Raw genomic sequence first — 21,892 nt, forward strand, 5'->3', positions numbered from 1 at the left:
CATGGTGGATTCCCGCTTGAATACCCCTGCCTCCTCCGCCGCGCCAGACCAAAGCCCCCAGGCGTCCCCTCCGTCGCCTGCGCCCCGCCGCCGCTGGCTGCGCTACCTGCTCTGGTTCTTCCTGGTCCTGGTCCTGCTGCTGGCCGCCCTGCTGGGTTCCGCCTGGTGGTGGAGCGGCCGTGCCGATTCGCTGGCCTACACCCTGCAGCGCGTGGCCGGCTGGCTGCCCGCAGGCCAGAGCCTGCAGGCCAAGGAAGTCACCGGCACCGTGCGCCAGGGCGGGCGCATCGGCTGGCTGCAATGGCAAAGCCCCACCATGAAGGTGGAGCTGCGCGACGCCACCATCGGCTGGCAATTGCGTCCCCTGCTGTCGCGCACCGTGCGCCTGGGCGAAGTCCGCATCGCCGAGCTGAACATTGCCAGCACGCCCGACCCCGAGGACAAGAAACCCGTCGAGCCGCTGCAGCAGCTCGTGCTGCCCGTGAAGATCGACGTGCCCTTCCATGTGGAGCGCATCGTCTGGCAAGGCCCGCCCCAGGCCGAGGTACTGGGCCTGCAAGGCCACTACGCCTACGACGGCAGCGAGCACCAGCTGGACGTGCGCGACCTGCAATGGGCCGATGGCAGCTACCAGGCCAGGCTGCGCCTGCAGGCCCGCGCGCCCATGGCCATCCAGGCCGAGCTGCAGGGCGACCTGCAGGCGCCTGCCCTGGCTTCGGACGACGAGGCCTCCGCAGCCAAGGCCCCCAAACCTGCACCGCTGGCCGTGCAGGCCAAGGCACAGATCGACGGCACCCTGGCCACCGCCGCTGCGCAACTGGGCATCAAGCTCCAGGTTGATGCCAAGCCCGGGACGGTGTCCGAGGAAACGCCTGCCCCTCCCGCCGTACAGAAATCCGCCAAGGCCGATGGCAAGAACGGCAAGGCCAGGGAGCGCAAGGAAGCCGCCCCCGTGTCCGAACCCATGCACGCGGACATCGAGGCCAGCATCCGGCCCTGGCAGCCCCAGCCGCTGCAGACCGCGCGCGCCCAGCTCAGCCAGATCGACATCGCCGCCTTCTGGCCCCAGGGACCGCGCACCCGCATCAGCGGCGAATTGCAGGCCGGGCCGGATGGCAAGGCAGCTGATACAGCCCAGGCACCCGCCACGGAACAGGCACCGGACCAGGCACCAGGCTCGGCCATAGCCACCACCGCCTGGCAGCTGACGACACGCCTGAACAACGCCATGCCCGGCCCCTGGGACCGCCAGCGCCTGCCGCTGGACCAGATCGAGGCCGCAGTGCGCTATGACGGCCAGCAGTGGCTGCTGGAGCAGGCGCAGATCGCCATAGGCTCGGGCAGCATCGACGCCCAGGGCCGCTTCGAGCCCGCCACCAAGGTCTTCGAAGGCCAGGCCAAGGTCCAGCGCCTGGACCCCGCCGCGCTCTACAGCCTCCTGGAAGCCGCACCGCTGCAGGGCGAGCTGCGCGCCAGCACCACGGCAGAGCAGCAGGTGGACTTCAGCGTGGACATCCAGGCCGCAGCAGCGCCCGCAGGCGCCAAGCGCCAGCCCCTGCGCATAGAAAAACTCGCCACCAAAGGCCGCTGGGCCCAGCCCGTGCTGTCGCTGGAGAACCTGCAGCTTGATGCGCTGCAGGCCTCGGTGCGCAGCCGCAGCCTGCAGTTCGACACCGAACAGCAAAAGCTGCAGACCGTGCTGAAGGCCCAGCTGCCCGGCGCCGAACTCTCGCTGGACGGCCACATCAGCCCTGCCGCAGGCCAGGGCAGCAGCCAGCTCAAGCTGTCGTCACTCACCGCCCTCACGCAGTGGCTGCGCAAGCTGCCCGGCATGAAGGACCCGCTGGCCGGCGCCCTGATCGAAGGCCAGGCCCAGCTGGACGCCAGCTGGCGCGGCGGATGGGGCGCACTGCAAAAGCGCATGAAGGCCGCCGTGGGCGACCCCCTGCCCGCCAGCGGCCTGCAGCTGCAGGCCGACCTGCAGGCCGCCAAGCTGCGCTACCTGCCCGCCAACACGCCGCCCGAGCAGGCGCTGGAGCTGCCCGAGCTGCGCCTGGCCCTCAAGGGCTCGCCCGAGCAGGCCAGCCTCACCCTGGCCGGCCAGGCGAAGCGCGGCACGCAGACCGCGCAGATCGACACGGCCCTGCAGGCAGGCCTTGCCACGGCGCGCGGTGCCGCGCCCCTGGACTGGCAGGCCAGCATCGACAAGCTGCAGGCCCGGCTGAGTCCGGGCCAGGACCTGCCCGGCCCATGGCAGCTGCAACTGGCAGGCAACCAGCCCGTACGGATCGCCCAGCGCACCACGGGCCGCACCGTGCTGTCCACCGCCTTCACGGCATCGGCCGGCAGCCTGCAGGTCACGCCGCCCACCCTGCCCCAGCGCCGCACCAATGCCCAAGCGCCCCAGCCCGTGCTGCTGGCCTGGGATGACACCCGCGCCAGCCAGGGCGGCGACGGCCGCTGGGCCCTGCGCAGCACCGGCCGCGCCCAGGCATTGCCGCTGGCCTGGGTCGATGCCCTGTCCATGGCCGAGGAGCCCCCGCTGGCCGCCATGGGCCTGAGCGGCGACCTGAGCTTCAACGCCCGCTGGGACATCGACACGACGGGCCCCGCGCTCAAGGCCGAACTGCTGGTCGAGCGTGCAGCCGGCGACCTGCGCCTGGCCGTGGAAGACGGCTCGGGCACCACCGTCATCCACACCACGGGGCCGCGCTCCAGCAAGCCCGGCGAAGTGCGCACCCGTACCGTGCGCGGCGCCGGCATGCGCGCCCACATCAAGCAGGCCCGCCTGAGCGTGCGCGCCCAGGGAGACGACGTGCAAGCCAAGCTCGACTGGGACAGCGAACGCGCCGGCACCCTGACCGCGCAGCTGGGCACGCGCCTGGCCCAGCAGGACGGCACCTGGAGCTGGCCCGAGAAGGCCCCTCTGTCCGGCCAGATAGACGCCCGCATGCCCGACATCGGCATCTGGGCGCTGTTCGCCCCGCCCGGCTGGCGCGTCACCGGCTCGCTGCAGGCCAAGGCCGAGATCAGCGGCGACCGCCAGAACCCGCAGTGGCAGGGCAATCTCTCGGCCGACGGCCTGAGCATCCTGTCCGCGCTGGACGGCATCGACCTGCAAAACGGCGTGCTGCGCGCGCGCCTGCAAGGCAACCGCCTGGACCTGACCGAGCTGCGCATGCAGGGCGGGCGCGGCAGCAATGCGCGCATCCTGGGCTACAGCGGCAACCTCACCACGGCACCGCGCGAAGGCGGCGAACTCACGGGCTCGGGCTTCGTGCGCTGGGACCCGCCCAACGCCGATGGCAGCAACTCCGGCCTGAGCATGGACCTGCGCGCCCAGGCCACCAGGCTGCAGGTGCTGGTGCGCGCGGACCGCCAGGTCAGCGTCTCGGGCGGCCTGCAGGCCAGGCTGGAGCAAGGCCAGTTCACGCTGCGCGGCGACCTCACCACCGACCGCGCCACCATCATCCTGCCCGAGGAATCCGCCCCATCGCTGGACTCCGACGTGGTCGTGCACTCGGCCGCCTCGCGCAAGGCCGAGCAGGAAGCGGCGCGCAAGCAGCAGCAGGCCGACCGCAAGGCCCAGGCCCGCGCCGAAACCATCAAGCTGCCCGACATCCTCGTCAAGCTTGACCTGGGCCGCGACTTCGCGCTGCAGGGCTACGGCATCACCACACGCCTGGAAGGCGCGCTGGAAGTGCAGGGCCCCACCGTGGCGGGCGGCCCGCCGCGCATTACCGGCGAGATCCGCACCGTGCAGGGCCGCTACCGCGCCTGGGGCCAGTCGCTGGACGTGGAAACCGGCCTCATCCGCTTCAACGGCCCCTACGCCAACCCCTCGCTGGACATCCTGGCGCTGCGCCCGAACATCGCCGTGCGCGCAGGCGTGCAGGTGCAGGGCACGGCCAACGCCCCGCGCGTGCGCCTGTACTCCGACCCCGAAATGCCCGATGCCGAAAAGCTCTCCTGGGTGGTCATGGGCCGCGACCCCGCCACGGGCGGCGCCGAAAGCGCCCTGCTCCAGCAAGCCGCGCTGTCCCTGCTCAGCGGCGGGCGCAACAACAGCGGCAAGATCGCCAGCAACCTGGGCCTGGACGAAATCGGCTTCAAGGGACCGGGCGGCGAGGGCTCCACCGGCGCGGCCCTCACCCTAGGCAAGCGCCTGTCCAGCGACCTCTATGTCACCTACGAGCAAAGCCTCTCGGGCGCCATGGGCACGCTGTACATCTTCTACGACCTCTCGCGCCGCCTCACCCTGCGCGGCCAGACCGGGGAAACCAGCGCGCTGGACCTGATCTACACCGTGCGCAAGGACTGACGCCTCACCCCCGCGCAGCCGCCCTGCCGGCGCTGCGCGGGGCGGGCCTGCCATGGGTTTACAATCGCCGTTTGCTCCTCTCCGTAGTTCAATGGATAGAACGGGCGCCTCCTAAGCGCCAGATACAGGTTCGATTCCTGTCGGAGGGACCATCAGATGGTTTTTGCATTAATCATTTGCGCGCACTGTAAATGGTCTGGTGACATACCGGGGACATGAACAGTGCAGAAACGACAAGAGCCCCTCGACACCGGATAGGGTGTTGAGGGGCTTTTTTGCATCGCACACCGTCATAGATCGCGATTCGCCCCGCTCCCGTTCGGGGCGATCGTCCAGAGCCAGTCCTATGTACGGAACCGATAGCACAGGCTGACGAGCTGCTGCAGCCTCGGCGCACCCATCAAGCACGCGGACTGAGTCGCTTGCGGTTTGGCATGAATTGGATGGAGCCTTTGCCCGACTGCCGCAGCATGGAGACTCAATGGCCGCAGGACCCTGCACCTGCAGCAAAAACACAACAACTGGGGGGACTCTCTCCTACCCCAGCACCCTCTGATGACGCGCCTGGTAACGCGATCTGCTCAGACTTGCTCAGATTCAGAATGTTTCTTTTTGTTCTAATTTGTAGCAAAAGTCTCACTATGAGACCAAGGCCCAAACCTCCGGTCTAAGCAAGTCTTCTTTCCAGCCTCCCCAATCCTCAAGGCGTGCATTGCAAGCTTTCAGGGGTTTTCCTCAAAGGTGTCCACACATGATTCAGCGCCGTTCTTTGCAGCACGTCCTCGCCGCCGCTTCGCTCTCACTCATTGCCTGTGCCGTAAGCGCCGCCGATTACGCCTATATTCCCAATTCAAACAGCAGAACAATTTCGGTCATCAATACCGCGACTGGCGAACTTTCCACCACATTAAGTCCAGCAAGCATGGACGCAACGTTAAATGATTACATCTACACTCTTGCATTGCGACCAGGCGCCAGCAATGAGTCATGGTTCGGGCAATATCTATCAAACAACAAACTAGGCGTCATTGACACGACAAACAACACACTGAAGACAGTAATCAATGGTACTGGAGGCTCTGTAGCCATAACTTTTTCTTTAAATGGCGCAATAGCTTATGTCAGTGACCACTCCGGTCAAAAGCTGCATGTCATTGACGCCACCACAAAACAGATAACGAACAGCCTAAGTACCGGATGCCGGACCATCGCCTCTGCACTAAGCGCTGATGGCGCATCGCTTTACGTACGGTGCGATTCTGGGGTAATCCAAAAACTGGACACAGCAACTAACACGTTGTCCACGTTCCCAAATACCACCACTAATGGTTATGGGTTAGCTTATGACCCCACAGGCAGCGGAAAGCTTTACGCTTCCAACAATTCAGCCCCAATTGTTTATCTGCTTAACTTATCGGATAATTCGGTTACTCAGATACCAATAACTGGACTTCAAGGAGCCGCTAGTAAAGTCGCAGTACGCAAAAATGGCAGCAAGCTGTATGTCGGAGGAGGAAATAATGTACTCCACATTGTTGACACTGCTAACACCTCAACGCAAACCTCGATCACACTGAACGGTCCAGCATCTACCATTACAGGGCTTGGTATCTCGGCAAACGATGCGGCGTTGTATGCCATTACATCGAATGGCACAGTCCATGTCATTGATGTCGCCACCGATACGGAAACCAAGACGATATCTGCCGCAGCCGGCGCCTCTTCTTCCTGGATCTGGGGTGACTTCCTCGGCAACGTCGTCGCCAGTGCCACGCCGGGTGGACCCTCGGTGGCATCGATTGCCCCGCAGGGCACACCATCAGCCAGCGCCACAAGCATCAATTTCGCAGTGACCTTCAGCGAAGCGGTCAACGGAGTGGATGGCACCGATTTCGCGCTGACCACTACAGGCACCGCCACCGGCACGATGGGCACGCCATCCAGTGCCGACAACGGCATCACATGGACTGTACCCGTCACTGCCATCAGCGGCACGGGCAGCCTGCGCCTGGACCTCAACAGCAGCGGCACCGGCATCGAGAGCACCGCAGCAGCCAAGCCCATTGCAGGGGGCTTCGCGACAGGAACCGTGCACAACGTTGATGTACAGGTGCCAGTCGCTGGCGCTTGTGGCACGGCGGCGGGCCAAGCCACGGCACTGGCCCCTGCAGCGGGCCTGTGCAGCGCGGGCACGGCTACGGCGATCTCCAGCGCCAGTGGCAAATACACCTGGCAGTGCCAGGGCTTGAACGGCGGCAGCGCCAACAGCTGCGAAGCCCCCTGGTCCACCGCTGGAGGCAGCAAGGCAATGGTCGCACTGCAGACAGCCAACGGTTGGCAGGTGAGCAACGCCAGCTTCAGCACCACGCCACCCGCGACCGCTCCGCAAGGCGTGACTTTCCCCTCTGGACTGCTCTCGCTGAATCTCAGCAGCGGCAACCTGGGCAGCGATGCAACCGTCACCCTGAACTTCAGCACACCGGTGCCTGCAGGCGCGGTATACATGAAGTACGGCCCCAGCCCTGATGGTTTCAACTGCCAAGGCGCAGCATGTGCTCAACCACACTGGTACCAACTGCCTGCCAACCGCGCTGTGCTGGCATCGGACCGGCTGAGCGCCACGTTGACGTTGACCGACGGCGGGCTCGGCGACAACGACGGCATAGCCAACCAATCCATCCAGGATCCGGGAGGCTTTGCAGTGCTGGCAGCACCCGCCAGCACTGCGGCGATTCCCACCCTGTCTGAATGGGGCATCATCGCGCTGTCGTCCCTCCTGGCCATGTTCGGCATCGCAAGAATGCGCCGCCGCCAGGGCTGAAAACAAAAGCCACCTTCGGGTGGCTTTTTTCATTTCACCGGCCGCGAAGCAAACAACCGGGCTTACCGCTCTCTGCCGTCCCTCAATGCATTTCCTTGATAGCTCCATGGCAAGAACCCAGAACCCGGCTCCAACACAAAAAATCGTCACCGTCAGCTGACTCAATGCCTACCATGGGTCAATACTGGAAATCCTCAATTCAATCCCATTGAGATGATCGCAGTGTGAATGCGATCTCAATATCAATTGAAATGCCCTACCCGACACAATAAAACAAAACAATTCCTTGCAAAATAAAATACGCCTTCATACACTCCAGTCTCCAACTTTCATGGAGGAGAACGCAATGACTGGAATTCGTCGTGATGTCAATCAAGGTGGAACTGTCTGGAATGAAACGCTGATCTGGTATTCCAAAGCCGTGGGGCACCTTTACTCCCTTCCCATTACGGACAGGACCAGCTGGAGATATCTTGCCGCCATTCATGGCATCAACAAGAGCGGCTGGATCAGTGCCGGCGTGCTTTCGGCCAAGGACCCTTTGCCACCCACCTCCGAAACCGAGGAGATGTGGGACCAATGCCAGCATGGCACCTGGTACTTTCTTCCCTGGCATCGCGGCTATCTCGCCGCATTCGAAGCCATTGTGGCGAAGACCGTCAAGGAGCTTGGTGGCCCTGCCGACTGGGCGCTTCCCTATTGGAACTACCTGAATTCCAGCAATCAGGCCGCACGCAACATACCCCAGGCTTTCCTGGAAGAGAAATTGCCGGATGCTTCTCCCAATTTCCTGGCCAAGGCCAGGCGCAATGGGTCAAAGCGCCTGGGACCAACGCCTGACATTCCCCGTGATATCACGCTGGGTTGCCAGGACTACCACCGCTTCACCAGCGCTCCCGGCACCTTGGAATACGGCGGTGGCATCACCGCCTTTTCCCATGACGGCAGCGACACTGGCGCCATTGAATCCAATCCGCACAATCTGGTTCACATCATGGTCGGCGGACTGCAGGAGCCCTATGGATTCATGTCAGACCCCGACTATGCCGCCCTGGACCCGATTTTCTGGGTGCACCATTGCAATGTGGACCGGCTTTGGGCAGCCTGGCTGACCCAGCCCGGCAACATCCAGGACAACAGCGCCGCCTGGAGCAACGGCCCTGCCGGCCGCGGCTTCGTCATGCCGGACACCGAAGGAAAGCTGGCCTCCTATGATCCGGGTGAAACCCTGCCGGGCGGTGCGCTGGCCCCTGACTATGACAATCTGACCAGCGGCACGGGCGCCACCACGCTCACGGCCAGCACGGCAGGCCTCACACCGCAGGAGATCGACATGCCCGCAGAATTCTCGACGGTCCCGCCGCCCGCGCCGCGTGTACTGGGCTCCAATGCGGAGCGGGTCATCGTGGGCCGCACGCCGCGGCTGACCACCGTATCGATCGCGGACCCCGGTGCCGCAAAGGTCGAGTTGCTGCAGGCAGGCGCCGCGCTGCCGCGGCCACAGCGCTACTTTCTTCACCTGGAAGGCATTCGCGGCAATGCGCCCAGCGGCGTGCTGACGGTCTCCATCGGCTCGCCCGGAGCGGCGGCACGGCATGCCGACACCGTCGCCCTGTTCGGATTGGCCAAGGCCTCGGCCAGCGACGGACCGCATGGAGGCAACGGACTGGGTGCCACCATCGACATCACCGATGCCACGCAGGCCATCCTGGACGCAGGCGGCAGTCTGGACCAGTTGAACGTGGCCATCGAACAGCCCGAAGCCGATCCCGGGCGCGAAATCACCGTGGACCGCGTGAGCGTGGTCGCACAGGACGCCACCCGCTAAGGCTCGTGTATGGACGCGCTGCTGAGAGACCTGCGGACCGCTCCCGCGCCAGCACTGATGGCCGTGTCGGGGGCAGGCTTCATCAGCCTGGCCATCAGCCCGCCTGCCACGCCCGGCCTGTCGCTGTGCGGCTCGCTGTCCTCGGTCACGCTGGCCGACCTGTCGCCGCTGGTGCTGGACGGGCACACGCTCGGCATCCTCGGTGTGGCATGGCTGGCCATGGTCCTGGCCATGATGCCGCTGCTGGCACTGCGGCAGGTGCGCCACGCCATGCGATCGAGCGTGGCCCGCCGGCGCCTGCCGGCGGCGGGCCTGCTGCTTGCGGGCTATGCGCTGGTGTGGATGGCAGCCGGGCTGGTCATGGTGCCGCTTGCCGCCCTCTTGCACGCAGCAGCGCATCCCGCGCTCATTCTTGCCTGCATTGCCGTGGCGGTCCTGTGGAGTTCATCGCCCGCAGGAACACGCGCCCACAATGCCTGCCACAGGCTGTACCCCGTGGCCGCCAGCGGCCCCACGGCCAACCGGGACAGCCTGCAGCACGGACTGCGAACCGGCGTGGCATGCGCCACGGCATGCTGGCCGTGGATGCTGGCGCCCTTCGCCTTTCCCGCGGCCTGGCACCTGCCGGCCATGGCTGTTGCTGCCGTTTTGCTCTTTGTGGAGCGCACAGGCCCATCGCTGCGGCCCGCCTGGCGCCTGCCCTATGTCCTGCGGCGCCTTCTGCACGGCAAGCCGCGCACGTCGCTGGGCCGGGCGACAAGACACTGAACCTTGTGGAGGGTGAGCCTCACCCCCGCCCGGCCAGCTCCGCCACCCCTCGCACCAGCGCACGCCCGGCGTCCGTCGCCTTGCCGTAATGCGCCAGCAGTGCCTGTACATCGGCGTCGGGCGCATGGGAGCGCAGGGACAGCAGCACGTAGCCGATATCGACGCCGGCAAGGTGCAATTGCTGCAGCGCCGTGGCGTCGGGAACGAGGGCGCCGGACTCGAATTGCTGCAGGACCTGTTTGGCTTGGCCGGCCTTGCGGGCGAGTTCGGCTTCGCTGAGGTTCAGGCGCTGGCGCTCCTGCTGCAGGCGGGCCGCGAGGGTGGGTTCGGGGCGCTCATGCTGGATGGCGTTCGGGTCAAACAAACGTTGACCTGTCAGCAGGTAGGCGACGTCCACTCCCTGCTCGGCGACAGCCATGAGGTAACCCGCATCAGGCTTTCTGACGCCCTTCTCATAGTTGAGTTGGGACATCTTTGACACTCCCGCGATAGCGCCAAACGCCTCTTGGCTCAGGCCCAGCCTATTTCTTTCCTCCGTCAGGCGCGCAGAGAAATCAAACATTTTTTATATAAACTATTGACGATCAAATTTTCGTTTGATAGCCTATGGAGCGTTGTCACTACAAGCGCCAAATACTACCTGACCCCTCAGGCGGCTCCTTTGCTGCGCCTGTACGTTGCTCGAAGGAGGTCCATGAAGCATGCCGCCGCAAAACCATCGCGCAAGAAACTCGCCAAGGCGGACCGCGCGCTGTTCCTGCAGGCCGCTGAAGCACTCACGCAGGCCGCGATGACCGACGAGAAGCACCGGCACAGCGGGGAGTCCGACCGCCTGCTGCGCATCGCCAGCGATGTGGCACGCCACGCGGCGCAGCCCGGCTCGACGTGCGATCTGCAGAACACGGCGTTTGACGTGGCCGCCTGCATCAATTCGGCGCGGCTGGTGCCCGGCGATGCGGAGTCAGGCCCACGCACCCGCCTGCTGGCAGTAGCGGCCCAGGCGCTGGCTCAGATATCAGAGACGCCGGTGGACGGGATCGTGTTTCCGCGCACCACGCTGTACGAATTGCAAGCGAGGCTGGACACCGGTGCAACGCCATCGCAGTGGCGCGAACTGGCCCGCGAGGCCAACTACGAGGTCCAGCAGTTGGCGCAGGTGCTGATGCAAATGGGCGACTACCAGAACACGGAGAGCCATATCGTGGCGCACGGCATGGCGGCACGCATCTCGCAGTTGTCGGAGATCGTTTACGTGGCGGCCGCCCTGCATGGCGAGCACCGTGATGAATGGGGTTCACAGACCTTTCGTGACGTGCGCGATGTCTTTGAAGGCGGCATGGGCCGCCCGGGGTGAACCGGGTGCGGATCAGCCCTGAACGACCACGTTCTCCAGCCGCAGCACGGCCTCGCGCACTTCGCCCAGCCGCGTGTCCTGCGCCTGCGAGGCCTGCCACGCCACACCGACCCACAAAGGCCTCGCCACGCGCAAGCCGCGTCTGCACATCGGCGTCGGGCGTGGCGGAGCGCAGAGACAACAGCACCTAGCCAATATCGACTCCAGCAAGGTGCAGTTGCTGCAACGCCGTGGCGTCAGGGACAAGGTCGCCGGACTCGGACTGCTTCAGGGTCCGTTGGTCCTGGCCGGCTTTGTGGGCCATTCGGTGAAGTTCAAGCGCTGGAACTCTTGGTACAGGCGGGCGGCGAGGGTTGGTTCGGGGCGCTCGTGCTGGACGGTAAATGAGTTCCTTATGCTATCTTTGCTTAATATTGAGGTGGATAACAGCAGCAATCATGCGCAATATCATTTTGCCAAACTGGATAGCTATCGGGATCCCTGAGACAGCACATAATTGCGCCACAACAGGTTCCATTAAGAGATTGGCAACGAATATCGCAGCAGCCATACGTTCCTGATGCACTCTGAGATTTCAGGACAATAGGACTTTCCAAGCTCAAATCGCAGGTTTTTCTAGGCATATTTTTCAAGTATCCCTCTTCGTCCTGGATGTCAGCTATGGTTACCTCCACCTGCATCTCGTCAGATGCTTCGTCAAGTCTGAAAAAGGCAGGAACTGATTTTTCCACAACTGCAAAAATATCGCGCTTGGACAACCAAGTTTCACCACCCTCTACACCAGAGTATAAAGTCGCAGATAAGCTATATTTCTTCAAATTATTCACTTGAATATTTTTTATCACATATTCTATAGCAACAATCATTCCTTCTTGACTGGATGTGAGCTTTATTGAATCACCCAAACCCACGACGGCACTCCTTTTAACCACCTCACCCTTGAAATGAGTGGATATTTTTACCTGCACGACCTCTTCATTCGCCAGGACGGTATCAGGAAAAATCGCACTCAATATTACAAAGAAAAAAACAAGTAAACTTTTCATAATTCTCCCCCAGAAAGATTAAGAGCCATAGAAATATCGCCTATTGATTTAATACAGGCGAGTTGCTCAACTTGCGCCAAGCAGCCTTCGAGAGGGAACATGGTCCAATCAATTGAATTCTAAAACTCCAGCTTGGGAAAAGCTGAGAACTGGATAATCAAAAGCACCAAAAACCCAACTCCAAAGGTGGGCGGCATTGTTCTGGCGTGACCATCCGCCAAGAGCGGACCGGCGCAGCTGGAGTCAGCGTACGGCTACTGATTTTTAGGGGCTGGCCCAATGTTATAGGGAAATTCTATAGATGCAATAAATGCGTGCAAACAGGCTATCGATAGTTTAAGAATTTTCTTAGGAATCCTCTGCAAAAATCGACTTTTTCTGTGACAGCCAACTTCAGGCATGAACTATCTATCGTTGCAATCGCAACGACTTACAGGCGACTGGCTGTCTGGACAGTGTTGTGATGAATGGTGCGTAGCAGATCGTTTTTGATCTGTGCAGAGGACCCTTAACCTTCTGACCGATGCTGCCGATCCATGTACAGTGCCCACCGGTTGGCAAAGTTCATGGCGTGGGCCAGTCGGCGAGGCTGACTTGGACAATCGGAGTCACAAGGTGAGGCAGACTGCCTACTCGGGCCATAGGCCCCGAGTGCTCAGCTACCATCAGTGCCCCAATCACCGATGCAGTCCCCCTGAAAGGCCCTCATGCTGCTGTACGCCGATTCGCAATTCACCTCTCCCTATGCCCTGTCCGTGTTCGTGTCGCTGAAGGTCAAGGGGATTGACTTCGAGCTGCGCACGCTGGACCTTTCGGCGGGACAGAACACCGGGGCGGACTATGTGGCCGCGTCACTGACGGCACGGGTGCCTACGCTGGTGGATGGCGATTTCAGCCTGTCGGAGTCGTCGGCGATTTCCGAGTATCTGCAAGAGCGCTTTGGCGGCGCCCGGCTCTATCCCGAGGATGCGCAGGCGCGCGCCCGTGTGCGCCAGGTCCAGGCCTGGCTACGCAGCGATCTGATGGCCTTGCGCTCGGAGCGCAGCACCGAGGTGGTGTTCTACCGCCCCACGCCCACGCCGCTGTCGGATGCGGGTCAGGCGGCGGCGCGCAAGCTGTTTTCGGTGGCCGGTGCCTTCATCCGCGCGGAAGATGACCACATCGCCGGCCCATGGTCGATTGCCGATGTGGATCTGGCGCTGATGCTCAATCGCCTGGTGCTCAACGGCGATGCCGTGCCCGCGCCGCTGGCCGCCTATGCGCGCCGGCAGTGGCAGCACCCCGCCGTCCAGCAGTGGCTGGCCCTGCCCCGCCCGCCCCTGGCAGGCTGATCCGAACGGATACGGCAGGCCATGGACAGCCTTCTCTACATGGGCGTGCGGATCACGCCCGCGTCACTTCCCAGCGATGCCTCGCCAGGCGCCTGGCTGCCGCGCGCCACCTTGCTGGAGGTGGCCAGCGGCAAGGCCCTGGAGGCCATCACAGATGACCAGCCCTGCGACACGCAGCCAGAGGCCGATGCCCGCGCGCTGCGACTGGGCAAGCGCCATGTGATGAAGGTGCTGCATCAAGGCTGAGGCGCCAGGGTGCTGGCGCCTGCCCGCGCCCCTCAATCCATCTTCACGGCCACCAGCTTCCATCCCATCAGGCCTTCCCGCCTGAAAATGAAGCCGCCCGGCTCGCCGCGCGGGTGCACGAAGACCTTGGACCAGCCCTGGTACTCCACGGAGTAGTCCTTGCGCGGCGGCCCGCCCTGGGTGTCCACGCCCACGCCTGCGGCGGCCACGTCCGTGGGTTTGCCGGGCTTGCCTTTTTCCAGCATGAGCATGACGCCGTCGGGCGAGACCAGCGCCTCGGTGAACTGGCTGACCAGGCCCTGGGCCAGTTGCTGGCCAAAGCCGGCCAGGGGGTTGGAGGCTCTGTCGCCCGAGCCGCCCATCTGGGATTGCAGCCTGGCCATCATCTGGCCCTTGATGCTTTCGCGCAGCGCAGGGAAGTCCACGTAGCCGGACAGGGCCTGGGCGTCGCGACGCTCCACGGCCTTGCCGATCTGGTGCAGGGCGATATAGGGCGATGCATAGAGCAGGCCGGCCGCAGCCACGCAGAGGGCGGCCAGCGCACCGGCCAGTGTTTTGGGTTTCATGGATCTCTTTCGTGAAAGCGTGCCAGCGGCCACGCGCAAACGCGGATTCTAGGCGGGCCCGTCCGGCGCGCGGCGCCGGCCAGGGACGGCCCCGGGCACAGGCCGCCTCTTCCTGCCGCAGCAATGGGCAGAGAACCCCTATCAGGCCAGGGCGAATACCTGAAAAGCTGGTATTGCCTGCTCCATCCGATTCATATTATAGTTTGTAACAAATAGTTTACAAACCAATACAACATGGATCGCCATTGGCCACGCAGGCCATCGGCAAGCCAGCATCGCCGTTTCCGGATGCCTGTGAGCCTTTGTGCAGACCGGGCATTTACCGTGAATGAAATCTCATTTTCACGACCGAGTTCTTTTTGCGAGAGATGTGAGCCATCACGGGGCGGCCTGACAACGCGAGTACCCACCAACCATCCGCAATGCATGCAAAGGACGCAGTATGAATAATTTCAAGTTATCGACTCGCCTGACCGCCTTGATTGGTTTTCTCTCACTGCTCATGATCGTGATCGGCGCTTTCGGGCTTTATGGAATCAGCGAGTCCAACCGCCGATTCAGGGTGGTCTATGAAGAGCGCCTGGTCGCACTGGGCGATCTGCTGGAAGTGCAGCGCCTGCTGCTGCGCAACCGCAATGCGGTCTCGAGCGCCATTGCCGTGCACCTGCCCGAATACACGCAGCAAAAGCAGCAGGAGATACAGACCAACATCAACGACGTGAACAAGGCCTGGGCCTCGTTCCGCCAGACCCGGATGACAGAGGAAGAGGCGCAGCTGGCCGACCGCTTCGAGGCCGTGCGCGCGCTGTTCCTGCAGGGCTTTCTGAAGCCGGCCCAGCAGGCGCTGCTGTCCGGTGACCTGGAGCTGGCCCGGCAGCTGCTGATCGACAAGGACGAGGCGCTGTACGCGCCGCTGCGTGATGTGATCGTGCAGCTGACCGCGCTGCAGACCCGCGTCGCCAAGGAGGAATACGAGGCCGCGCAATCGCTGTACCAGGTGATTTTTGCGGTGGCCGTGGGCTCCATCATCGGGGGCGTGCTGCTGGGAGTGCTGCTGGGCTGGTCCATCATCCGCAACATGGCGCGGTCGCTGCGACAGGCCATCCATACGGCCGATGCCGTGGCGGCAGGCGATTTGACGCGGCACATCGATGTGCGCGGCAAGGACGAGGTGTCCATGCTGCTGCGCGCGCTGCAGACCATGCAGGAGGGGCTGCGCGGCGTGGTGCGCCAGGTGCACCAGGGATCGGTCAGCGTGGCGGCGGCCAGCGGGCAGATCGCGCAGGCTAACCAGGACCTGTCCTCGCGCACCGAAAGCCAGGCCAGCGCGCTGCAGCAGACGGCAGCCTCCATGGAGCAGCTCAGCTCCACCGTGCGCCAGAACGCCGACAACGCGCAGATGGCCAACCAGCTGGCCCTGGGCGCCTCCACCGTGGCCGAGCAGGGCGGCGAAGTCGTGCGGCAGGTGGTCGATACCATGCGCGGCATCAGCGAATCGAGCCGGCAGATCGCCGACATCATCAACGTGATCGATGGCATTGCCTTCCAGACCAACATCCTGGCGCTGAACGCGGCCGTGGAAGCGGCACGCGCCGGCGAACAGGGCCGGGGCTTTGCCGTGGTGGCCACCGAGGTGCGCGGCCTGGCCAGCCGCAGCGCCGAGGCCGCCAAGCAGATCAAGCAGCTCATCACCGACAGCACCAGCCGCGTGCACAACGGCAGCGCGCTGGCCGACCAGGCCGGCACGACCATGGCCGAGGTGGTGGACGCCATACGCCGCGTGACGGATCTGATGGGCGAGATCAGCGCCGCCAGTTCCGAGCAAAGCTCGGGCGTGGCCCAGATCGGCCAGGCGGTCACGCAGATGGACCAGGCCACCCAGCAGAACTCGGCGCTGGTGGAGGAGATGGCCGCCGCGGCCTCCAGCCTGCGCGGCCAGGCCGGCGACCTGGTGCGCACGGTGGGCGCCTTCAAGCTGGAGGCGGCAAGCGGCCATCAGCATGCCGCCGTGGAGCTGCAGCGCAGGCAGCCCATGCTGGCAGCAGGCTGAGACGGAAAGAATAAACAGCGCGCGCGAGAAGCAGCCAGACAGGCCAAGCAAGGCGGCAACAGGCCCTGGCCGCCGGGCCAGCTCAATGCAGCGCGGTGCCCCTGGCGCCGCGGCTGCGTGCCATCTTGACGCGGTACATGGCCGCGTCGGCCTTTTGCAGCGCGTCGTCGGCGTCAATGGAGTCCGGCCGCAGGCAGACCACGCCCACGCTGGCGCCGCCGTAGTCCAGCGTCTTGCCATCGGGCAACTCGACCTTCATGACCGAGGCCTCCGACAGGCGCTGCTGCAGGTCGCGCGATACGGCGTCGGCCTCGCTGCCGAACAGCGGGCCCACGCCGATGAACACGAACTCGTCACCGCCGAAGCGCGCCAGCATGTCGGCGCTGCGCAGATGGGAGGACAGGCGCTCTCCCATGGCGCGCAGCAGTGCGTCGCCGGCCTCGTGGCCGTGCTCGTCGTTCACGTTCTTGAAGCGGTCCAGGTCGATGAAGCCCACCACCACGCATTCCTGGCTGCGTGCGCAGCGCGCAATCAGCCGGCCCAGCTCGTCGGTGAGGCAGCGCCGGTTGGGCAGGCCGGTCAGCGGGTCCAGCAAGACCAGTGCCGCCAGCTCCTGGTTGGCCTTGCTCAGGCTGGTGATGAGCTGCTCGCGCTCCACGCGCTCGGCGATGAGGTTGGCGAACAGGCGCAGCAGGCCCTGGGCCTCGGTGCTCAACGCCTGGGAGGTCTTGCTGGCCGCGCACAGCGTGCCGTAGAGCTGGCCGTCGGAAAAGCGTACCGGGGCGCTGGCGTAGGTGCGAATGCCCAGTTCACGCGCGGCCTCGGAGTCGCCCCAGCAGGCACCGACATCGGGCGTGTACATGCGGCCTTCGTCCAGGGCGCGCTTGCACAGCGTGTCGCCCCAGGGGACGACCAGGCCTTCGGGAATCTGCATCTCGCTCGCGTTGCGCGCGTACAGCACGCGCTGCTGGCCCTGTTCTTCGTTGATGGTGGTGAGATAGGTGGACTCCAGATGCGTACTCTCTTCGAGCATTTGCAGCAGGGGCCGCGTCAACTCTTCCAGAGAATGCGCCTGGGTCACGGACTGGGACAGGCGCTGGACAAGGGACTCCATGAAATACCTCTCGAAATGACGACGGAAGCAGGCTGCCCGCGCGCCTGATGAGGGAATGGGAAGGCAGGCGGGCCGGCACCAATTTGGGGATTGTGACCCGGCCAGACGCAGGCGGGAAGCATCCCGGCCGCGCTGCAGGCCGACAAGCCTGCGCGCCACGCGCCGCTGTCAGCAGGCCGACACAGGCGGCCATATCACCTGCACGCGCAGGCCGCCCAGCGTGGGCGAGCGGTCGAGCAGCAGGCGTGCTCCATGCCGCTGGGCAATGGTCTGCACGATGGCCAGGCCCAGTCCGCTGCCCTGCGCCTGCTGGCCCGCAGAAGCCGCTGAAGGCCCGCGCACAAAGCGCCGCAGCACCAGTTCGCGCTCGCTTTCGGCAATGCCGGGGCCCGAGTCCTCGACCACCAGCGCGCGGCTCTGGGCATCGCTGCGCCAGCCCACATCGACGCGGCCGCCTTGCGGAACGTACTTGATGGCGTTGTCCAGCAGGTTGCGCACCAGCATCTGCAAAGCCTGTGCGTCGCCCGCCACGGCAAAGGACTGCCGCAGATGCGGGGACTCGCTCAGGCCCATGTCCAGGCCGTGCTGCTGGGCCGCCACGGCCTGGTCCGCCAGGGCCTGCTCCACCACCTCGCGCAGGTCCACGTCGGCAGGTGCGGCCGTGGCAGCGCCGTGCTGCCCCTGCATGCCTTGCGGGCCTGGGGCCGTGCCTTGTACCGTGCCTTGGGTTTCCTGCCGCGCCAATGTCAACAATTGTTCGACGAGCCGTGTGGCCCGGTCTATGCCGGCCGAAAGACGCTGCACGGCCTCGTCATGCGCGGCCGCATCGGGCGCGCGCTGCAAGGCCACCAGTTGCAGCTTGAGCGCGGCCAGCGGAGAGCGCAGCTCGTGCGCGGCGTCGGCCACGAAGTGCTGCTGCGCCTCGAAGGCCTGGCCCACGCGCTGCAGCAGCGCGTTGAGCTCGGCCACCAGGGGCCGCACCTCGTCGGGCAGGCCCTCGGCAGGCACGGGGGCCAGGTCCTGCGGGCGGCGCGCGGCCAGCTCGCGGCGCACGCGCTGCACGGGCGCCAGCGAACTGCGCACCACCCACCACACGGCCAGCGCCAGCACGGGCGCCAGCAAGGCGATGGGCAGCAGGCTTTGCCAGGCGGCATCGCGCGCCAGCGTGCGGCGCACGCGCATGTCCTGCGCCACCTGGATCACCTGCGAGCGCGTCTGCAGCGAGAACACGCGGTAGACGGTGCCGCGCGCGGGCACATCGGCAAAGCCCAGCACGGCCATCTGCGGCAATGCCGCACCCAGCGCGGACTCGAAAATGCGCAGGCCCTCGTTGGTCCAGACCTGGACGATGAATTCGTGGTTCTCATCCTCGGGCGGCGTGCCCTGGGGCCTGCCGCGCGCATCCACCGGCAGGCCGGCGCGCAGCGCAAAGGCGGTCTGCTGCATCTGGTAGTCGAACAGGGTGTCGGTCTGCAGCAGCGCGTTGCGGTAGGCCAGCAGGCCCTGCAGCAGCGCCGTGAGCACGATGGCCGCGCCCAGGAACATGAGCAGCCGCGTGCCCAGTGCGCCGGGCAGGCGGCCGCGCAGCCGGGCGATGACAGAGGAAGCAGGCGCCGTCATGGCTTGGGCACCATGTAGCCCACGCCGCGCACATTGAGGATCAGCCCCGCGCCCAGTTTCTTGCGCAGGCCGTGGATGTAGACCTCGATGGCGTTGCTGCTGACCTCGTCGCCCCAGCCGTAGAGCTTGTCCTCGATCTGCTGGCGCGACAGCGTGCTGCCCGGGCGCGCCAGCAGCGTCTCCAGCACCGCCCATTCGCGGCCGGAGAGCACCACGTCGCGCCCCTCGACACTGGCCTCGCGCGTGGCGGGATTGAGCCGCACGCCTTCGCGCTCGTACAGCGGATCCATTGCGCCCGACGCCCGGCGCGCCAGCGCACGCAGCCGCGCGAGCAGCTCGTCCAGGTCATAGGGTTTGACCACGTAGTCGTCGGCCCCCGCATCCAGCCCGGCAATGCGGTCGCGCACGGCATCGCGCGCCGTGGCCACCAGCACCGGCGTGCGGTCGCGGCGCCCGCGCAGGCGGCGCAGCACCTGCAAACCGTCCTGCCCCGGCAGGCCCAGATCCAGCAGCACCATGTCATAGCCATGGCCGCCACCCGGGCCGGGGCACAGGGCCGCATCGGCCTGCAGGCCGTCACGGACCCAGTCCACCGCATGGCCCTCGCCGCGCAGCAGGGTCTGCACGGCCTCGCCGATCATGGCGTCATCTTCGACAAGCAGTAAGCGCATGGCAGAAGAATAGCTCCCTGGACGGCTGGCTCAGTTCTGAGGCACATGCCGCCCGAAACTGGCGCGCTCAAACGTCAGGGACAGCGAGCAAGGGCCTAAGCCGGCCGCGCCGCCCCGCCGCGAGGCTGTCGTCCCCCTCCTTCGCGAAGCGATTAGAGAGGGGGAAGGCGCGCAGCGACTCAGGGGGTGAGCGGCGGTCACACCGCCGCTTCAATCTTCGGCATGGCCATGCGGGCCTTGGTCAGCGCCATGCCCAGGTTGGCCGTGCGCCGGCAGACGAAGACGGCCACGTAGTCGGGCATGAGCTTGCCGCGCAGGAAGACGTGGATGAGGTTGTCGCTGTTGACGATGAGTTCCTGGAAGTAGTGGTGGCCGTCGTCCTTGAGGCCGCGCGACTTCTTGAACAGGCTCTCGATCATCGAGACGTTGGGGCCGTTGAACAGGTCGGCCGTGGCAGCGGCCACGAGATCGATGACTTCGCGCGGATGCGAGTCCACCGTGCGGATGGCCAGCAGCATGCCGGAGGCGGCATCCACATAGCCGATGGCCAGACATTCGGGCACCGAACCGGCCACCTCGCTCAAAACGTTATCCAGGCTCATTGCAGCTTTCCTTTTTTGTGAATGGATGTGATCGGTCAGCCCATCTTCAGCAGCAGTGCCACTTCGTACGCATACAGCAGGTCCTCCTGGGCCTGGGACTGCACGTACTGGGCATCGATGAGGCGCACGCGGCGCAGCGCCTCGTCGGCGGTGAGGCCCTCGCGCACCAGCCATGCGGCCAGCACCGTGCCCGTGCGGCCCAGGCCGGCCAGGCAGTGCACGGCCAGCACCTCGCCCGCGCGCAGCATGGCCGACATGCGCGCCAGCAGCATCTGGATCTGGGCCACCGACGGTGATTCGTGGTCCCGCACCGGCAGGTGCAGGTTGCGCAGGCCATGGCGCTGCAGCGGCTCCTGCGGCAGGTCGTTTTCGGTCAGCGTGATCAGCACGGTGACGCCGCAGCCGCGCAGGGCCTTCAGGTCGAAGTCCATGGACTGCACCACGCCCGGTTGCGGCGCGCCCGCCAGCCGGCCCGGCACCAGCCAGGCAAAGCCGCTGGGGCCACGGCTGGCCGGCACGGCCTGCGGGTCGGCCACCAGCGGCTGCCAGTCCACCAGCACGGAGGGATTGACGGCGCGCGGCCGGGCTGCGGCAGCGGGTGTCGGTGCGGGTGCGGGTACCGGCGCAGGCACGGGTACGGGCTCAGGTGCAGGCGCGGGCGCAGATGCAGGTACAGGCATGGGTTCGGATGCAGGCTCGGCGGCCACTGCGTCCGACAGGAATTCGGAGATCGCGGCCACGGCCGCTGCAGGCAGCGGAGGAGGCAGGGGCACGCCCTCCTCCAGGTCTTCGGCCCGCGCATCGGGAGAGGCCACGGCACAGCTGCCGGTGCGCAGGAACTGCTGGCCCGCCAGCGACAGCGGCGCACGCTGGAAGGCTTCCATGGATTGCGCCTCGGCAATGCGGCCGCCGGCCAGCAGCAGCATGTCCTGCGCCACGGCCTGTGCGTGCTGCTGGTGGTGCGTGCTCATCAGCACGGCCGTGCGCTGGGCCACCTGGCGCAGCAGCTCCAGCAGCACGAAGGCCTCGTAGCCCTCAAGCTCTGCCGTGGGCTCGTCCACCATCAGCAGGGCCGGCTCGGCCAGCGCTTCGCGCAGGATGGCCACGGCACGCTGCTGCACGGGGGACAGCTGCAGCGCCGGCTGGTCGAACATCAGCGCAAGCTCGGGAAAGCCGAAGGCCTGCACCTGCACGCGGCACCAGTCGCGCAGCGCATGCGGCACGAGCTTGAGGCGGGGCCGGGCCAGCTCGACGATGGCGTCGAAGGTGCTGGCCATCATCAGCCGGGCCTGCTGCTGCACCAGGCGCGGCGCCTGCATGGCGCCGGTCCATTCCTGGCCCGCGTAGCGCACGCTGCCCCAGCGACGAAAGCGCGGATTGGCGGCATTGAGATCGGCCAGCGTGCGCAGCAGCGTGGACTTGCCCGAGCCGCTGGGGCCCAGCAGGGCCGTGATGCCGTGGGTGGGCAGCGTGAAGTCCACCTCAGCCAGGATGACGCGCGCGCCGAACGATGCGCCCAAACCCGCCGCCTGCAAGCTGTAGTCCTGCTTCAAA

At 65.3% G+C, this 21,892-nt stretch carries 16 protein-coding genes and 1 tRNA gene; 9 read left to right on the forward strand and 8 right to left on the reverse strand.

Features of this window, described 5'->3' with window-relative positions; translation table 11 throughout:
• The first annotated feature begins 1 nt into the window (after nucleotide 1).
• From ACF8ML_RS00890 to ACF8ML_RS00910, 5 genes are all read left to right on the forward strand, one after another.
• Nucleotides 2-4,321 carry a translocation/assembly module TamB domain-containing protein gene (locus tag ACF8ML_RS00890; RefSeq protein WP_392405900.1) on the forward strand — a complete coding sequence of 1,440 codons (4,320 nt, stop codon included), beginning with the start codon at nucleotides 2-4 and terminating at the stop codon, nucleotides 4,319-4,321.
• 77 nt (nucleotides 4,322-4,398) lie between these two features.
• A tRNA-Arg gene (locus tag ACF8ML_RS00895) sits at nucleotides 4,399-4,473 on the forward strand.
• Nucleotides 4,474-5,072: 599 nt separating this feature from the next.
• Nucleotides 5,073-7,142, forward strand: a complete 2,070-nt coding sequence (locus ACF8ML_RS00900) for an IPTL-CTERM sorting domain-containing protein (protein ID WP_392405902.1) — start codon at nucleotides 5,073-5,075, stop codon at nucleotides 7,140-7,142.
• Nucleotides 7,143-7,488: 346 nt separating this feature from the next.
• The gene (locus ACF8ML_RS00905; RefSeq protein ID WP_392405904.1) at nucleotides 7,489-8,970 is read left to right on the forward strand and encodes a tyrosinase family protein; all 1,482 of its coding nucleotides are present in this window, start codon (nucleotides 7,489-7,491) and stop codon (nucleotides 8,968-8,970) included.
• 9 nt (nucleotides 8,971-8,979) lie between these two features.
• The gene (locus tag ACF8ML_RS00910; protein WP_016453216.1) at nucleotides 8,980-9,738 is read left to right on the forward strand and encodes a DUF2182 domain-containing protein; all 759 of its coding nucleotides are present in this window, start codon (nucleotides 8,980-8,982) and stop codon (nucleotides 9,736-9,738) included.
• Between the two features lie 19 nt (nucleotides 9,739-9,757).
• On the opposite strand, the gene ACF8ML_RS00915 is transcribed toward ACF8ML_RS00910, so the two are convergent.
• The gene (locus ACF8ML_RS00915; RefSeq protein ID WP_223275114.1) at nucleotides 9,758-10,210 is read right to left on the reverse strand and encodes a helix-turn-helix domain-containing protein; all 453 of its coding nucleotides are present in this window, start codon (nucleotides 10,208-10,210) and stop codon (nucleotides 9,758-9,760) included.
• A 222-nt stretch (nucleotides 10,211-10,432) separates the two neighbouring features.
• Between ACF8ML_RS00915 and ACF8ML_RS00920 the strand changes: the two genes are divergently transcribed.
• Nucleotides 10,433-11,092: a hypothetical protein gene (locus ACF8ML_RS00920; RefSeq protein WP_392405907.1), complete on the forward strand. Its 660-nt coding sequence runs from the start codon at nucleotides 10,433-10,435 to the stop codon at nucleotides 11,090-11,092.
• 407 nt (nucleotides 11,093-11,499) lie between these two features.
• Here the strand turns inward: ACF8ML_RS00920 and ACF8ML_RS00925 are convergent, their stop codons facing one another.
• The gene (locus tag ACF8ML_RS00925) at nucleotides 11,500-12,138 is read right to left on the reverse strand and encodes a hypothetical protein (RefSeq protein WP_016453214.1); all 639 of its coding nucleotides are present in this window, start codon (nucleotides 12,136-12,138) and stop codon (nucleotides 11,500-11,502) included.
• A 707-nt stretch (nucleotides 12,139-12,845) separates the two neighbouring features.
• Between ACF8ML_RS00925 and yfcF the strand changes: the two genes are divergently transcribed.
• Both yfcF and ACF8ML_RS00935 read left to right on the forward strand, forming a co-directional pair.
• Nucleotides 12,846-13,469, forward strand: a complete 624-nt coding sequence (gene yfcF, locus ACF8ML_RS00930) for a glutathione transferase (RefSeq protein ID WP_392405909.1) — start codon at nucleotides 12,846-12,848, stop codon at nucleotides 13,467-13,469.
• Nucleotides 13,470-13,490: 21 nt separating this feature from the next.
• Nucleotides 13,491-13,715, forward strand: a complete 225-nt coding sequence (locus ACF8ML_RS00935; RefSeq protein WP_016453212.1) for a hypothetical protein — start codon at nucleotides 13,491-13,493, stop codon at nucleotides 13,713-13,715.
• Between the two features lie 32 nt (nucleotides 13,716-13,747).
• On the opposite strand, the gene ACF8ML_RS00940 is transcribed toward ACF8ML_RS00935, so the two are convergent.
• Nucleotides 13,748-14,281, reverse strand: coding sequence for a DUF2939 domain-containing protein (locus tag ACF8ML_RS00940; protein ID WP_074922795.1), 534 nt, complete (start codon nucleotides 14,279-14,281; stop codon nucleotides 13,748-13,750).
• A gap of 442 nt (nucleotides 14,282-14,723) precedes the next feature.
• Between ACF8ML_RS00940 and ACF8ML_RS00945 the strand changes: the two genes are divergently transcribed.
• The gene (locus ACF8ML_RS00945) at nucleotides 14,724-16,331 is read left to right on the forward strand and encodes a methyl-accepting chemotaxis protein (RefSeq protein WP_047326075.1); all 1,608 of its coding nucleotides are present in this window, start codon (nucleotides 14,724-14,726) and stop codon (nucleotides 16,329-16,331) included.
• Nucleotides 16,332-16,413: 82 nt separating this feature from the next.
• Here the strand turns inward: ACF8ML_RS00945 and ACF8ML_RS00950 are convergent, their stop codons facing one another.
• From ACF8ML_RS00950 to ACF8ML_RS00970, 5 genes are all read right to left on the reverse strand, one after another.
• The gene (locus ACF8ML_RS00950; protein ID WP_392405912.1) at nucleotides 16,414-17,445 is read right to left on the reverse strand and encodes a diguanylate cyclase; all 1,032 of its coding nucleotides are present in this window, start codon (nucleotides 17,443-17,445) and stop codon (nucleotides 16,414-16,416) included.
• A 168-nt stretch (nucleotides 17,446-17,613) separates the two neighbouring features.
• Entirely contained in the window at nucleotides 17,614-19,065 is a 1,452-nt protein-coding gene (locus tag ACF8ML_RS00955; RefSeq protein ID WP_392405914.1) for an ATP-binding protein, read from the reverse strand.
• Nucleotides 19,062-19,736 carry a response regulator transcription factor gene (locus ACF8ML_RS00960; protein ID WP_017405435.1) on the reverse strand — a complete coding sequence of 225 codons (675 nt, stop codon included), beginning with the start codon at nucleotides 19,734-19,736 and terminating at the stop codon, nucleotides 19,062-19,064. Before ACF8ML_RS00960 ends, ACF8ML_RS00955 begins: the two co-directional genes overlap by 4 nt.
• Before the next feature lie 197 nt (nucleotides 19,737-19,933).
• Nucleotides 19,934-20,338: a hypothetical protein gene (locus tag ACF8ML_RS00965; RefSeq protein ID WP_012203525.1), complete on the reverse strand. Its 405-nt coding sequence runs from the start codon at nucleotides 20,336-20,338 to the stop codon at nucleotides 19,934-19,936.
• A gap of 35 nt (nucleotides 20,339-20,373) precedes the next feature.
• Entirely contained in the window at nucleotides 20,374-21,891 is a 1,518-nt protein-coding gene (locus ACF8ML_RS00970) for an ATP-binding cassette domain-containing protein (RefSeq protein ID WP_392405917.1), read from the reverse strand.
• Between the last annotated feature and the right edge of the window lies 1 nt (nucleotide 21,892).

Source organism: Delftia sp. WSY_10 (assembly GCF_043104705.1).
GTDB lineage: Bacteria > Pseudomonadota > Gammaproteobacteria > Burkholderiales > Burkholderiaceae_C > Comamonas > Comamonas tsuruhatensis.

Bases quoted from the DNA above. Each gene is read 5' to 3' on its own strand.
- ACF8ML_RS00940 (WP_074922795.1), bottom strand. From the start codon at position 14,281: ATGAAACCCAAAACACTGGCCGGTGCGCTGGCCGCCCTCTGCGTGGCT.
- yfcF (WP_392405909.1), top strand. From the start codon at position 12,846: ATGCTGCTGTACGCCGATTCGCAATTCACCTCTCCCTATGCCCTGTCC.
- ACF8ML_RS00955 (WP_392405914.1), bottom strand. From the start codon at position 19,065: ATGACGGCGCCTGCTTCCTCTGTCATCGCCCGGCTGCGCGGCCGCCTG.
- ACF8ML_RS00910 (WP_016453216.1), top strand. From the start codon at position 8,980: ATGGACGCGCTGCTGAGAGACCTGCGGACCGCTCCCGCGCCAGCACTG.
- ACF8ML_RS00920 (WP_392405907.1), top strand. From the start codon at position 10,433: ATGAAGCATGCCGCCGCAAAACCATCGCGCAAGAAACTCGCCAAGGCG.
- ACF8ML_RS00900 (WP_392405902.1), top strand. From the start codon at position 5,073: ATGATTCAGCGCCGTTCTTTGCAGCACGTCCTCGCCGCCGCTTCGCTC.
- ACF8ML_RS00890 (WP_392405900.1), top strand. From the start codon at position 2: ATGGTGGATTCCCGCTTGAATACCCCTGCCTCCTCCGCCGCGCCAGAC.
- ACF8ML_RS00960 (WP_017405435.1), bottom strand. From the start codon at position 19,736: ATGCGCTTACTGCTTGTCGAAGATGACGCCATGATCGGCGAGGCCGTG.
- ACF8ML_RS00925 (WP_016453214.1), bottom strand. From the start codon at position 12,138: ATGAAAAGTTTACTTGTTTTTTTCTTTGTAATATTGAGTGCGATTTTT.
- ACF8ML_RS00915 (WP_223275114.1), bottom strand. From the start codon at position 10,210: ATGTCCCAACTCAACTATGAGAAGGGCGTCAGAAAGCCTGATGCGGGT.
- ACF8ML_RS00950 (WP_392405912.1), bottom strand. From the start codon at position 17,445: ATGGAGTCCCTTGTCCAGCGCCTGTCCCAGTCCGTGACCCAGGCGCAT.
- ACF8ML_RS00935 (WP_016453212.1), top strand. From the start codon at position 13,491: ATGGACAGCCTTCTCTACATGGGCGTGCGGATCACGCCCGCGTCACTT.
- ACF8ML_RS00945 (WP_047326075.1), top strand. From the start codon at position 14,724: ATGAATAATTTCAAGTTATCGACTCGCCTGACCGCCTTGATTGGTTTT.
- ACF8ML_RS00905 (WP_392405904.1), top strand. From the start codon at position 7,489: ATGACTGGAATTCGTCGTGATGTCAATCAAGGTGGAACTGTCTGGAAT.
- ACF8ML_RS00965 (WP_012203525.1), bottom strand. From the start codon at position 20,338: ATGAGCCTGGATAACGTTTTGAGCGAGGTGGCCGGTTCGGTGCCCGAA.